General features: G+C 68.3%; 10 protein-coding genes. 8 read left to right on the top strand and 2 right to left on the bottom strand.

Annotation, left to right across the window (positions count from 1 at the left end):
- Window positions 1–2: 2 nt before the first annotated feature.
- On the bottom strand, window positions 3–1,484 hold the full coding sequence (locus SSPN_RS43360; protein WP_101376412.1) for a class I SAM-dependent methyltransferase: 1,482 nt from the start codon (window positions 1,482–1,484) through the stop codon (window positions 3–5).
- 83 nt (window positions 1,485–1,567) lie between these two features.
- Here SSPN_RS43360 and SSPN_RS0110750 point away from each other — a divergent pair, with 83 nt between their 5' ends.
- The 4 genes from SSPN_RS0110750 to SSPN_RS0110735 are packed head-to-tail and all read left to right on the top strand — an operon-like array spanning window position 1,568 to window position 10,378.
- Window positions 1,568–2,248: a VOC family protein gene (locus SSPN_RS0110750; protein WP_010694379.1), complete on the top strand. Its 681-nt coding sequence runs from the start codon at window positions 1,568–1,570 to the stop codon at window positions 2,246–2,248.
- Window positions 2,245–6,825 (top strand): amino acid adenylation domain-containing protein, encoded by a 4,581-nt coding sequence (locus SSPN_RS0110745; RefSeq protein WP_010694378.1) that lies wholly within the window; start codon window positions 2,245–2,247, stop codon window positions 6,823–6,825. Before SSPN_RS0110750 ends, SSPN_RS0110745 begins: the two co-directional genes overlap by 4 nt.
- A complete protein-coding gene (locus tag SSPN_RS0110740; RefSeq protein ID WP_010694377.1) occupies window positions 6,825–8,636 on the top strand; it encodes an ABC transporter ATP-binding protein in 1,812 nt (603 codons plus the stop codon). Before SSPN_RS0110745 ends, SSPN_RS0110740 begins: the two co-directional genes overlap by 1 nt.
- Entirely contained in the window at window positions 8,633–10,378 is a 1,746-nt protein-coding gene (locus SSPN_RS0110735; protein ID WP_010694376.1) for an ABC transporter ATP-binding protein, read from the top strand. The genes SSPN_RS0110740 and SSPN_RS0110735 overlap by 4 nt, the downstream gene beginning before the upstream one ends.
- Here the strand turns inward: SSPN_RS0110735 and SSPN_RS43355 are convergent.
- Entirely contained in the window at window positions 10,339–10,755 is a 417-nt protein-coding gene (locus SSPN_RS43355; RefSeq protein ID WP_421671936.1) for a replication-relaxation family protein, read from the bottom strand. The genes SSPN_RS0110735 and SSPN_RS43355 overlap by 40 nt on opposite strands.
- Here SSPN_RS43355 and SSPN_RS63240 point away from each other — a divergent pair.
- The 4 genes from SSPN_RS63240 (at window position 10,652) to SSPN_RS0110700 (ending at window position 13,806) form a co-directional block, all read left to right on the top strand.
- Window positions 10,652–11,296 carry a hypothetical protein gene (locus SSPN_RS63240; RefSeq protein ID WP_421671942.1) on the top strand — a complete coding sequence of 215 codons (645 nt, stop codon included), beginning with the start codon at window positions 10,652–10,654 and terminating at the stop codon, window positions 11,294–11,296. The two genes, SSPN_RS43355 and SSPN_RS63240, sit on opposite strands and share 104 nt — an antisense overlap.
- 341 nt (window positions 11,297–11,637) lie before the next feature.
- Complete coding sequence (locus SSPN_RS43350; protein WP_010694373.1) at window positions 11,638–11,967, top strand: YbaB/EbfC family nucleoid-associated protein; 330 nt, start codon at window positions 11,638–11,640, stop codon at window positions 11,965–11,967.
- Between the two features lie 880 nt (window positions 11,968–12,847).
- Window positions 12,848–13,456 (top strand): hypothetical protein, encoded by a 609-nt coding sequence (locus tag SSPN_RS54520; RefSeq protein WP_143539475.1) that lies wholly within the window; start codon window positions 12,848–12,850, stop codon window positions 13,454–13,456.
- Between the two features lie 131 nt (window positions 13,457–13,587).
- On the top strand, window positions 13,588–13,806 hold the full coding sequence (locus tag SSPN_RS0110700; RefSeq protein ID WP_010694370.1) for a hypothetical protein: 219 nt from the start codon (window positions 13,588–13,590) through the stop codon (window positions 13,804–13,806).
- The last annotated feature ends 91 nt before the right edge of the window (window positions 13,807–13,897 follow it).

Below are 13,897 nucleotides of genomic sequence, written 5' to 3'. Positions count from 1 at the left end.
CGTCACCGTCGAGCGGCGAACAGGTACTGCGACATCGGGGCAAGCGGGTGGTCGTCGCCCGGCGTCACGTGCACCCGCGTGAAACCGGCCGACGCCAACGCCTCCAGCCACTGCGAGCGGGACAGGAACGTCGTGCCGGAACGCAGCCGGGCGTCATCGGCAGCGGTCATCATGAACGCCTGCGACACCAGGATCTCCAGGTACTCGCGGGTCGGCTCGATCACCAGCAGCCAGCCGCCCGGCACCAGCAGCTCACGGATCCGGCGCAGCGTCGCGTCGGTGTCGCGGGCGTTGTTCAGCGCACCGGCCACGATCACGACGTCCGCGCTGCCGGGCGCGCGTCCCTGCTCGCGGTTGCCCTTGTCCGCGTCGTAGACGTCGTAGCGGACGAAACCGTGGCGCGCGAAGCGTTCCCGCGCGGTGGTCAGGAAGAACGACGACACGTCGGTGAACAGGTAGTCGGCGTCGCGTCCGGCGAGCGCCTCGAACACGACCTCGCTCGTCGCACCGGTGCCCGCGCCGATCTCCATGACCCGCAACGGTTCACCCAGCTCGCGCACCGCGGCGGCGACGGCGGCGTTGAGGTGCCGGGCGACGGCGGTGTGCCGGTACAGCGCGTCCGCGATGTCCGTGCGGCCCTCGGGGAACAGCAGCAGCGCGGCCTGTTCGGTGCCGGCCATCAGGCCGGGCAGGTGGTCGGCGTTGAGGCGGAAGTAGTCCACCACGGCGGCGTCTCCGAGCCCGTTCACCCAGAGCCGCCGGGCCCGCGCCCACTTCTCGTCCACTGTGGACGCGGAGACGAGGTCCGCGCCAAGCACGCGGGACTCGTCGCGGGCGAGCACGCCACGTTCGGTGAGGGCGGTGAGCCAGCGCTCCACGACGGCGTGGTGGCGTTCGGCGACACCGGCCGCCGTCAGCACCTCGGCGACCTCGTGGCCGACGGAGGGCGAGGTCAGGACGTCGTGCTGCTGCAGGGCGAACAGCATCGACGAGAGCACCGCGTCGTCCAGTCGTGCGACGAACTCGGCGGTGTGCTCGCGGGTCAGCCCGGCCGGCTGCACGGACTCGATGGCGGCGATCACGGCGTCATGCGGATCGTGCGCCTCGGCGGGCACGACCACGCCGTCGGCGCCGAGGTCCAGCCGGACAACCGGGACTTCGCCGAACTCGGCGGGACCGCCGATGTGCAGCACCGTGCGCAACGCCGACAGGTCGGTGAGGTCCGCGGCGGGCTCGGCGGCCAGGGCGGCGACCCTTGCCGACTCCAGCACGGCGTGGGTGGCCACGCTGCGCTCCAGCGCGGCCAGCGTGCGGGCCGGGTGCGCGGCCGGGTCGTCGAACACCACCCTCGCCCCGTTGAGCGCCGCCGCCGCGGCGGCGTCCCCGCCCGGTCCGTTCTCCGGAATTCCGACCAGCACCACCTCGGCGCCGCTGAGCAATTCACACCACGTCGTCACGGCAGGGTCTGCGGAATCAATCTTCACGGCGCGAAAATAACCATTCGAGTGGGACTTGTGCAATGACTTCTAGCAGTTCAGATGGTTTTCAGGAACTCAGGTGCAGCCACGTGCTGTGCCGGATCGAGAATGTCCAGAAAACAGTGGGCGAACTCGCCGAACTCGGTTTTTCGGTCGCGTGGGGAAGCGCTCCGGACACGGCGCACAACGCGCTCGTGTGGTTCGAAGAAGGCCCATTTCTGGAGTTCTTCACGTTCCCGTCCGCGTTGCGCCTGCTGCGCTGGCCGGTGGCCGCCCGGTTCGGCAGGGGCATGGGGGACCGGTTCGCGAGGTGGGCCCGCGCCGACGGCGGTTGGCGGGACGTCGCCCTGGAGACCGACGACCTCGACCTGACCGCCACCCGCGACCGGCTGGTGGGCAGCGGCCTGGGCGTCTCGCGGATCTTTCGCAACGGCCGCACCCGTCCCGACGGGCAGCGCGTCGACTACCAGTTCATGTCGCCACGACCGGCCGTGCTGCCGTTCGTCGTCTCCTCCTACGACCCACCCCAGCGGCCGGCGAAGATCACCCACCCCAACGGCGCCACCGCAGTGTGGGCCGTGCACTACGGAATCCGGCCCGAGCACCGCGCCGACTACGACCGGCTCATCGGCGAGGACCCGTGGCTGCGCCCGCGGGCGGCCACCACCACGGGTGTGCTGGAGGTAGAGCTCGCCGGTCTGACCACGCCCCTCTCGCTCACCAGCGGCCTGCACCTCGTCCCCGCCCCTCCGAAGGAGCCCCAGCTGTGACCAGCCAGGAGACAACAGACCTCGTCGCCACACTCGCCAAGGCCGGCGTGACGCTCTGGGCCGAGGACGACAAGCTGCGCTACCGCGCGCCGAAGGGCGTACTCACCGGTGACCTGCTGGAGCAGCTCAAGGCGGGCAAACAGGCCGTGCTCGACCTGCTGCGCGCCGAGCACGTCGAGCTGACCACCGACGACGAGGGCCGGTTCGAGCCGTTCCCGCTGACCGACGTGCAGGCCGCGTACCTGTTGGGCCGCAACGACGCCTTCGGGTTCGGTGGCGTCGCGTGTCACGTCTACGTCGAGGTCAGCTACCCCTCGCTGGACGCGGAACGGCTGAACGCGGCCTGGAACAAGCTGATCGCGCGCCACGACATGCTGCGTGCGGTGATCTCCGCCGACGGCTACCAGCGCGTGCTGCCCGAGGTCCCGCGCTACGACGTCGTGGTCACCGACCTGTCCGGCGCGGACCAGGACGTCGTCGGCAAGGCGCTGCAGGACGTGCGGACCGAGCTCGGCCACCACGTCTACGACCCGGCGCGGTGGCCGTTGTTCGACCTGCGCGCAACCCGCACCGACGACCACGCGGTGCTGCACGTCTCGCTCGACTTCCTCATCGCCGACTGGGCGAGCATCGCGCTCGTGCTTGGCGATCTGGAAGCCCTGCACGCCAACCCGGAACTCGAATTGCCCGAGCTGGGCATGAGGTTCCGCGACTACCTGCTCACCGAACTGCGCCTGCGGGAAACCAGCCGCTACCAACGGGATCGCGCCTACTGGACCGAACGCCTCGACGCCCTGCCGCCGGCACCGGACCTGCCGCTGGACCGCCGCGAGCAGCCGCCCGCGTTCTCCCGCAAGCAACTCCGGCTCGACGGGGTTGAGTGGGCCGCGCTCACCGCACGCACCCAGGCTCGCGGTCTCACGCCGTCGTCCGCCGTGCTCGCCGCCTACGCCGCGGTGATCGCGCGCTGGGCTGCCTCGCCCCGGTTCAGCCTCAACCTCACGGTGCTCAACCGCCTCGACCTGCACCCGCAGGTGCACGAGGTGGTCGGCGACTTCACCTCGGTCAACCTGCTGGAGGTCGACTGGACCGGTGGATCGTTCACCGACCGCGCGCGCGGCGTGGCCGACCGGCTGTTCGCCGACCTCGACCACCGGCTGCACTCCGGCGTCGAGGTGATCCGCGAGCTGGCGCGCCGCCGCGGGCGCGAGGAAGCGTTGATGCCCATCGTCTTCACCAGTGCGATCGGCATCGGCGACGGCCAGCCGGCCGCCGCCCGGTTCGACGGCTTCGGCATCACGCAGACGCCGCAGGTGTTCATCGACTGCCAGGTCATGGACGACGCCGATGGCCTGCGGATCAACTGGGACGTCCGCGACGGTGTGTTCCCGGACGGGCTGGTGGACGACATGTTCGCCGCGTTCGAGGAACTGATGCGCGGCCTCGCCAACGGGGACGCGCTGTGGGACGAGGAACGGCCGGTCGCACTGCCGTCCTGGCAGGTCCAAGAACGTGCCCACGCCAATGCGACCGCCGCCGAACTGCCGGACTTCCGACTGCACCAACCGGTGTTCGAGCAGGTGCGGCGCACTCCGGACCGGCCGGCCGTCGTGGACCGCCGTGGTACCACGACCTACGGCGAACTGGCCGGTCGTGCCGGTGCGGTCGCAGCGGCGTTGCCCGGTCTGAAGCCCGGTGAGCTGGTCGCGATCGTGATGGACAAGGGCGTCGAGCAGGTCGCGGGTGCGCTGGGCGTGCTGCTCGCGGGTGGCGTGTACGTGCCGATCGACACGCTGCAGCCGCCGTTGCGCCGGGCCGCGATCCTGCGCGACGCGGGGATCGAGCGCGTCCTGACCCAGTCGTGGGCCGGCGAGGGCATCGCGGTCGACGAGCTGGAGCCGGTGCACGACTTCGAGGTCGCCGCCGGTGACCCGGACCGGCCCGCGTACGTGATCCACACCTCTGGTTCGACCGGCAAGCCCAAGGGCGTCGTGATCAGCCACCGCGCCGCGGCGAACACGATCGTCGATGTGACGCAACGGTTCGGCGTGACCGGTCACGACCGCGTGCTCGGCGTCGCGAACCTCGGCTTCGACCTGTCGGTCTACGACGTCTTCGGCCCGCTCGCCCTCGGCGGCACGCTGGTCCTGGCCGACCCGGACCGCCGCGCCGACCCGTCGCACTGGGCCGACCTGGTCGCGGAGCACGGAGTCACGCTGTGGAACTCCGTGCCCGCGTTGATGCAGATGCTCGTCGCGTACCTGGACGGTGAAGGCAGGGACCTGCCTACCCTGCGGCTCGGCCTGCTGTCGGGCGACTGGATCCCGACGACGCTCCCCGCCGAAGCCGCGGCCCGGCTGCCCCGGTTGGAACTGATCGGCCTCGGCGGCGCCACCGAGGCGTCGATCTGGTCGAACTTCCACCGCATCGACGGCGTTCCCGAAGGCTGGCACAGCATTCCCTACGGCAAGCCACTCGCGAACCAGGGCTTCCGCGTGCTGGATCCGTCCCTTCAGGACTGTCCGGTGTGGACGACCGGCGACCTGTACATCACCGGAGCCGGCCTTGCAGACGGCTATCTGGACGACGAGGAAACGACCGCCGACCGGTTCCTCGCGCATCCCGCCGACGGGCAGCGGCTGTACCGGACCGGTGACCTCGCGCGCTACCGGCCCGGTGGCGACGTCGAGTTCCTCGGCCGGGCGGACACCCAGGTCAAGGTGCGCGGGCACCGGGTGGAGCTGGGGGAGATCGAGGCGGCGCTGCTGGAGCACCCCGCCGTCGCGGCCGCCGGGGTGGTGCTGGACGACGGCGCGTTGTTCGGCGTCGTCGAGTCCGCGCGGGTGGAACCGGTGCCGTTGAACGAGAAGTTCGCGCAGCTGGTCGCGAAAGCGGCCCGTCCGGTCGTGGCGCTGGCCCACCGCGTCGCGGTGAGCACCGACCGGCCGTTGCGCGTGCTGGAGCAGATCCCGGTCGACGGTCTCGCCGACGTGCTGGCCGGGTTCGACGCCGACCTGACCGCGCTGGACGCCACCATCGACTACCGGGCACAGGGTTTCGCACCGAACTCGGTGGACTTGGTGATCGCCCCGGTTCCGCACGACGTGTTCACCGAACTGCTCGTCCCCGGTGGCTGGCTGGTGCTGACGGAGGGCGATCTGCCCGGCGCGGAGCTGCCGGGTGCCCGGCGGGTCAAGACCGACCGTGCGGCGATCACGCCCGACGAGTTGGTCGCCTTCCTGCGCGAACGCCTGCCCGAGCACATGATCCCGGCGCAGCTGCAGATCGTGGACGCCCTGCCGCTCACGTCGAACGGCAAGGTCGACCGGCGCACGCTCGCGGGCTGGAAGCCGGTCGCGGGTGCCGACGACGAGAGCGACGCGCCCGCGGACGCTCTGGAGGAAGCGCTGAGCGTGGTGTGGGCGGAGGCCTTGCGGCTGCCGTCGATCGGGCGCCGGGACGACTTCTTCGTCAAGGGCGCGGACTCGCTGATCATGGCCCGCACGGCGGGCAAGCTGCGCGAGCGACTGCCGGAGGCCACGCCGGTGCCGTTCGACACGCTGCTGCGCCAGATGCTCAACGAGCCGAACATCGCCGCACTGGCCGCGTTCCTGCGCGCCAAGGCACAACCGGAAGCCGTGGTGACCAACGGCAGCAACGCCGCGCTCGTGCCGTTCAGCACCGGCGACGGCCCGGTCCGGGTGCTGTTCCACGCCGGTCTCGGCACTATGGAGTGCTTCCGCGCGCTCGCCGCAGAGATGGTCGAGCAGGACCTCGGCCCGGTGCTCGGCATCGCCATCGCCGACACCGAGATCTACCGCGCCATCGACCCGGTGGACGTGGTGAGCAGGCTCGCCGACGACTACACCGACCGGCTGATCTCGGCCGGCTACCCGAGGTTCCAGCTGGTCGGCTACTGCCTGGGCGGCATGTTCGCCACCGAGGTCGCGCGCAGGCTCGGCGAACGCGGCGTCGTCGTGGACGACCTCGTGCTCGTGAGCAGCCACCTGGTGTCGTTCGACATCGAGGACGACCTGATGTTCGAGACGCTATTCGTGCCGAACCTCGGTGTCGCCACGGATCAGCTCGGGTTCGGCGCGATCGATCCGCAGACGGTGGCGCAGGCGTTCCCCGCTCTGGTGCGGGACAACGGCGGTCGGGTACCCGAGGGTGCTCTGGCCCAGCTGCCCGGTGAGTCCGGCGAGTTCTACGCCAAGCTCGGCGAGCTGTCGCAGGAGGACCGGTTCGCGCTGTACGCGGAGTCCGCCTCGCGGGCGAAGGGCCAGGAGGTCGTGGCGGAACTGGCGCTCGGCATGTTCCGGGTGTTCAAGCACAGCTTCCAGGCCGCGCGGTTCGTGCCGCCCGCCTACTTCGGCGACATGCGGTTCCTCGTGCCGACCGGCCCGTCCACGTTCGCCCCCGGACTCACCGAGCAGATGCTCCAGTTCTGGCGCGACGTCTGCATGGGCGAGTTCACCGTGTCCGAAGTGGACGGAAACCACTTCTCCTGCATGGAACCACCGATCGTCCGTCAGGTTGCGGACGGCGTTGCAGCGCCGCTGCGGGAAGGACTGTGATGTCAGATATTTCTGGGACGTCCGCCGACAACAACGCCGGGATGAAGCCGGTGATGGACCTCGTCGCGTTGTCGCCGGGGGTGAAGTCAAGGCTCGGGCGCGGACTCGCGCTGGGGGCGCTGGGCGGTGTCGCCGCGGTCGTCGGGTACGTGTGCGTCGCGATGGCGGTGGGTGAGCTGTTCGCGGCGGACCGGTCGTTCACCGCGTTCGGCTGGTGGGCCGGCGGCGCGTTCGCGTTGCTGGTGCTGTCCTTCGGCGCCAAGTGGCTCGCCGAGCAGGTCGCGCACCACGCCTCGTTCGACCTGGAAGTGGTGCTGCGGCGGACTTTGGCCGACGCGCTCGCCAGGATGCCGTTGGGGGTCGTGCAGCGCACGGGGTCCGGCCGGATCAAGAAGATCGTGCAGGACGACGTGGCGGCGTTGCACAACGTGGTCGCCGACGCCGTGCCGTTCTTCGGAGGCGTTGCCGCGCAACCGCTTGCGGCGCTGATCGCACTGGGCATCGTGCAGTGGAAGCTGCTGCTGGTGGTGCTCCTGGTGGTGCCGCTCGCGATGGTGTCGTTCTCGCTGATGGCCCGCGACCACACGGCACAACGCGCGAAGTACAACCAGGCCGCGGAGGACGTGAACAACGCGGTGGTCGAGTTCGTGCAGGGCATGCCGGTGGTGCGGACGTTCGACGATGGCCGCACCTCGTTTCGCCGCTTCGGGTCGGCGGTGCAAGAGTTCACCGACGCCGTGGGCGCGTGGACGGCGACTTCACGCAGCGCCTCGGCCTTCAACCGGCTGGTGATCGTGCCGCTGCCGACGCTGCTGGTGGTCGCCGCGTGCGGTGTGCCGATGCTCGCCGCCGGGTGGATCGAACCCGCTGATCTGGTGCTGGGCCTGCTGATCGGCGCGATGCCGATCGAGGCGATCTCACCGCTGATGCACCTGACGAACTACGTCAACGACTCCAAGGCCGGCGCCGTCCGGATCGGCGAACTGCTGGCCGTACCGCCGTTGCCCGAGCCGTCCGAGCCCCGGACGCCGGTCGGCGCGGAGGTGGCGTTGCGCGGCGTGACCTTCGGCTACTCGCCGGACCGCCCGGTGCTGCAAGACGTCACGATCGACGTCCCGGCCGGAACCGTGTGCGCGCTGGTCGGGCCGTCGGGTTCGGGCAAGTCCACGGTGGCGCGGCTGATCCCGCGGTTCTACGACGTGGACGCTGGATCGGTGCTCGTCGGTGGTGTCGACGTGCGGGAGATGTCCAGCGACGTCCTGCTGCGGCACGTGACATTGGTGTTCCAGGACCCGTTCCTGGTCGACGGCACGGTGGCGGAGAACATCAGGCTCGCCAAGCCCTCCGCGACCGACGAGGAAGTCGTCGAGGCTGCCCGAGCGGCCGCGGCGCACGACTTCATCGTCGGCGAGCTGGCCGACGGCTACGACAGCCAGGTCGGCGAACGCGGCGGGAAGCTGTCCGGCGGGCAACGCCAGCGCATCACGATCGCGCGCGCGATGCTGTCCGACGCGCCCGTGGTGGTGCTCGACGAGGCCACCGCGTTCGCCGACCCGGAGAGCGAGGCCGCGATCCAGGAAGCCGTCGCCCGGCTCACCGTCAGCAGGACCGTCATCGTCATCGCCCACAAGCTCACCACCGTCACCGGCGTCGACCAGATCGTCGTGCTGGACGACGGCCGCGTCGCCGAACGCGGCACGCACGCGGAGCTGGTGAAGGCCGGCGGCCGGTACTCGGCGCTGTGGGCACGGCACGAACAGGCCGCGAGCTGGGGGCTCGTGGGTACCAGTGTGAAGGACGTGATCGCATGAAGCGCATCCGCAGGTTGATGTTCCTGGCCGCAGGGCCGTACGCGCCGCAGTTCCGCACCACACTGCGGATCTCGGTGATCGCGTCGGTCGTGCAGGCCCTCGCGTACGCGGCGTTCATCCCGCTGCTCGCCGCCCTCGCCGCCGACCCGGTCGGCACCGGCGCCGCCTGGCTGTGGCTGGGCGTCCTGGTCGCACTGGTCGTGGCCGAGGCGTTGCTGCGCCTGCGGGAGAGCGCGTTCACGTTCGACTACTGGCATCTCGTCACCGGCGACACCAGGACCAGGCTGGGGGAGCGGCTGCGGTCGATGCCCCAGCAGGAACTCGCCCGCCGGGCCGCGGGCGATCTCACGACGGTGGTCGGCGCCAACGTCACCAGCGCCGCCACCGGCATCTCGGCGTTCTCCACGCTGTTCGTGCAGCTGGTCACGGTGCCGGCACTGCTCGGAGTCGTGGTGCTGGCCGTCGACTGGCGCCTGGGCCTCGTGCTCGTCGCCGCGGTGGTCGTGTCCGTCCCGTTGCTGCGCAGGCTGCGCACCCTCTCCAACCAGGGCTTCCGCCGCGTCGACACGGCCAACGCCGGCGCTGCCAGCCGAATCGTCGAGTACGTGCAGGGTCTGCCGGTCTTCAAGGCGACCGGCCAGGCGGGCGCGAACTCCCCGCGCCTGACCGAGGTCTTCGCCCACCAGCACGCCGCCAACGCCACCTCGAACCGTTCCGCCTCGGTCCCGGTGGCCGCGCTGCAGTTCCTGGTGCAAGCAGCCGTCATCGCACTCGTCGTGCTCGGCGCGTCGCTGGTGTTCAACGCCTCTCTGACGTTGCCCTTGCTGCTCGCCGTGGTCGTCACCGCCGCGAGGTTCGCCGAGCCGCTGGCGGCCGCGGTGACGATGACGAAGCTGTTCGAGCTGTCCGAGGCGGCCCTGACCAGGGTCAGCGAGGCCCTCGACTCGCGTGCGTTGCCAGTCCGGCCGGGCGGCAGGACGCCGTCGTCGTTCGACATCACCTTCTCCGACGTCTCGTTCACCTACGACGGCCGCACCGAGCCGGTGCTGCACAACGTGTCGTTCGAGGTGCCCGAACGCAGCCTGACCGCCCTCGTAGGCCCCTCCGGCTCGGGCAAGACCACCCTCACCCGCCTGATGACCCGCTTCGCCGACCCGCAACAGGGCGAGGTACGCATCGGCGGCGTCGACGTGGCCTCACTGGAACCAGAGGAGCTGATGCGGCACTTCGCCGTCGTCTTCCAGGACGTCTACCTCTTCGACGACACGATCCTCGCGAACATCGCAATGGGCAGGCCGGATGCGACCCGCGACGAAATCATCGCCGCCGCCCGCGCAGCCAACGTCCACACCTTCGCCGAACGCCTCCCCGACGGCTACGAAACGCGCGTGGGCGAGATCGGCTCGGCCCTGTCCGGAGGCGAACGCCAGCGCATCTCCATCGCCCGCGCGATCCTCAAGGACGCCCCGATCGTGCTTCTGGACGAACCGACCGCCGCACTGGACACCGAGTCCGAAGTGGTCGTCCAGCAAGCCATCGACAACCTGGTCACCGGCAAGACCGTTGTGGTCATCGCGCACCGCCTGTCCACCGTGGTCGGCGCCGACCAGATCCTCGTGTTCGAGGACGGCCAGGTGGCGCAACGCGGCACTCACGTCGAGCTGATTGAGCAGGAAGGCCGGTATGGGAGCATGTGGCGCGCTCAGTCGCGCGCCAAGCAGTGGAGGCTGGTCCCGAGCTGACCTAAAACGTTCCTCGGAGGCGGGCGGTTCAGGCTAGCGCCGCGCCGCTGCGTCATCGGAACCTGGTCCCCACAACGCCCACACCGGCCCGGCCGGCCCGTCGGGGTGCGCCTGGTCGCGTGGGTAGTGGCGATCACCAGCGGCGGACGTGTGGTGCCGACCGCGCGCCGGAGGGCCTGCCGCAGCGCCCGTTCTCGTTTCGCCGAGTGAACCGAGAACAGCAGGATTCCGAAGGAATCGGTCGGAAACGCGCTGTAGTCGGCGATCTTGTGCGTGACCTTCGACAGTGCCTCGGTGCCCGTGTCGTATTCGAGGACGAACCGCACCCACCTGCCATGTTCGGCCCAGCAGCCGTATCCGTCCGGATGCAGCTTCACCGTGCTGTTCCAGAAGAACTCCGGTGCACCGCTGTTCCGACCACCACTGATGCGCGGGTCGCGTCGGTGGTTTCCCGGCGCGCTGTGCGGCAATGGCACGTGCGCCAAGGTAACCAAGCGCGAACGGCGTCTGACTGGTGCCGCCGTCGCGTTAGGACTCGCGAAAACTGAACAGCACATCGAGCCTTCGCAGCTGCGCCAGCCGATCCTGCGCGCGACGTACGGACGCGAACTCCGCCGCCACGATCTGCTGGGTAGTCGGCACCTTGTGCTCTCCCAGCAGACCCAAGATGCGACGGTCCCGATCAGTAGGCCGGAATCGCACCGACGCATCCGGCTCGCCGGAACGAGCCCCGCCCTTACGTTTCCCCGCATGGGAATGCTTCACCTGAGTATTCAGTCGGCCATCTTTCCGACTACTCACACGCCGCACGGACCGGCTTCACCTGATGTCGAGCCGGCAGCCCTACGCCTGCAAAACGTGGCATGGCGCACAAAAAAGCCTGGTGGTTGGACCATTCGAGTGAGATCGTCCGCTTAAGGCGAGGTTGACGTTCGACTCGCCCACGGTGGGAAGACGGCTGGATACCCTTGGCCACCGAAGATCAGGCATAACGAGATTTGGGGGAAATGCGTGTCTGGGGCGCTGGAGTTCGATGCCAGCCTATTCGGGCCACTCTGGTACGGCGCAGGACTCGCAGCCTCCGTGGCCGATATCGGCGTCGCAAAAACATCCGCAACACCGACGAGCACTTCGGGTTCAGCGGTGAGATCGACCCGGACACCGGCCATGCCGTCGCACCGCCGGTGATTGGCGACGCGGACGCAGATTCCGATGGGACGCCTAACGAGGACGACATGTCGTAGGCGCTCGTACCGAGCTTGCAGGAACTCGAGGTTGTCGTGTCAGAACTTCCCGACATCGAGGCGATGTTGGCGGAGCTGGACAAGAAGATGAACACCGTGCAGGCGCTGCGGGATGAAGCCGTAGCAAGCACCTACACGGGCTCGTCGGCAGACCAGGCCGTGGTCGCACGGGTCAACGGAATTGGGGCGATTCAGGATCTGTCGATACCTGACGCAGAACTTCGCTCCCATCACCCATCGGCTTTGGGAGGAAAGATCCTGGAGGCGATCAATTCTGCACGCGCGCAGGCGGTCGATGACTCCAACGCGAAGATGATTGATGCCCTTCCGGGCTTTGGGAGCTGAGAGACCGTGCCAAAGTACGCATCAGATTACCCAGGCCCAGACCGCCAGGGCGTGTGCAAGGTTGACCTATCAGGTTTAGGTAGTTTCGGGCGGGAAGGTGGGTGGCAGGTTGGCCAGGTGGGTAACAGGTTGTCCAGGTGGTGGACCGTTTCGATACCGGCGGCTGTGCCGTTCGGTCGGCGCCAGCGCCATATCCGGTTCGCAGGTTTCCGTCCAGAACAAGGACCTTCCAGGCTGCGGGCCCTGGCACGTCCGTACCCGCCCACGATTTCCATTGAAATTGCGGAGGTTGTCCACAGGCATCGGCGTGTCGGGATGCGACACGCCGACGGTCCGCAAGTTCCATTGAAATCGAAGGTTCGATTTCAATGGAACTTGCGGATTCTCTCCGCCGAGGCGGACTCGATGAACGTCTTCGCACCGGCGGTCACCGCCAGCACCGCCAGCACCGGAAATCGAAGGTTCGATTTCAATGGAACTTGCGGCTTCTCTCCGCCGAGGCGGACTCGATGAACGTCTTCGCACCGGGAGTCACACGACCCCGCAAGGACTCGACTGTGAGGGTGGGCCGGTCAAGCACAACCCGAACCAGGGAAGCCAAGAACACAAGAGCGCGGCTCCTGGACAGACCGTCACGGCTTGAACAACCCGATGATCTCCCACCTGAACCCGCCCCCTGGTCTCGCGTCCCACCTGGACAAAAACCCGCCGCAACCCTCAGATCAACCTTGCACACGCCCTGCCCAGACCGCGATCGCCGAGTACCGGCGAGCTGGCCAGGACCTTAAGCAGGAGATCGTTGACCTCAAGGTTCCGGAAACGATCCCATCGTCGTCTGTGGACACCGAAGGCTGGGACGTTCGGAAGAGGAGCTGACATCATGCGGATTAGGCAGACGTATTCACTCAGCATCGTATTGATCGCGGCTCCCTTGCTTGCCGCATGTTCTGGCCAGGCGGCAGCCCCCGACCCATTTACTGACATACCTGACGCCTGCACTGTAGTTAGCCCGCAGTCTATTCAGGACGTCGTTGGTGAAGCCCGCGGCGAGAAAAACATTACCCCGATACCGGGAACTACAGACACGTGTCAATGGAGCTATCAAGCCGCAGCTAAGCCGGAACCGTCAGCGCAAGGCGTGGTCCCGTACCGGCAGGGCCTTGCTGTTCAACTGTACCTGCACAAATCTCCCGAGGGAATGGAAGGAGGTAGCGGCGTTTCGATCGCGCAACGCTCGTTCGTCATGATGCGTAATAACCAGGGGATGGCGGACAAGGGGACTCTTGAAGGGATCGGCGATGAAGCTTACGGCGAGTTCGCTGATGGCTACGGGAAACTCAAATTTCGGACGGGAAATGTCACGGTCGAGGTCCGCTACGAGGCGGCGGGAGTTACACCGAACGACACGACGGCTGGACTGGGGCCGGACGCTAACCGGGCAGCGCTGATGAAGGCCGCGAACGACGTCGCGAAGAGCCTTCGGAAGTAGCCAGTTCTTCTAGCCGACGACCTCGATAGCGCCGTCGAGCTCCGCGTAGGCGCACCATGCACATTTGGGCAGCGAACTGTCCCGCGCTTGCGCATCAACTGCGATTCCGAGCAGTCCGCACGGTCGAGCGGTTGGAGTCGGCGATCGGGCAGCTGCAGAAGGCCAGGGCGCGGCTGACGGTCGACTTCAAGTTCCGCGAGGTGGCGGCGGTATGGCTGGGCAAGGTCGCGAAGCGTCGGGCGGATACGACCCACGGCAGCTATGAGCAAACGCTGAAGAGCGTGTATGGCTGGGCAAGGTCGCGAAGCGTCGGGCGGATACGACCCACGGCAGCTATGAGCAAACGCTGAAGAGCGTCGTGCTTGACCGGATTGGTGAGCTGCACCTGCGGGAGATCAGGGCTCTGGTCCTCGAAGAACGGTTCCAGAAGCTTGAAGAGGA

Origin of the sequence: Saccharopolyspora spinosa NRRL 18395 (assembly GCF_000194155.1) — a bacterium.
Classification (GTDB): domain Bacteria; phylum Actinomycetota; class Actinomycetes; order Mycobacteriales; family Pseudonocardiaceae; genus Saccharopolyspora; species Saccharopolyspora spinosa.
The sequence above is the reverse complement of the archived record's forward strand: the minus strand, read 5'-3'. Positions and strand labels throughout refer to the sequence as shown.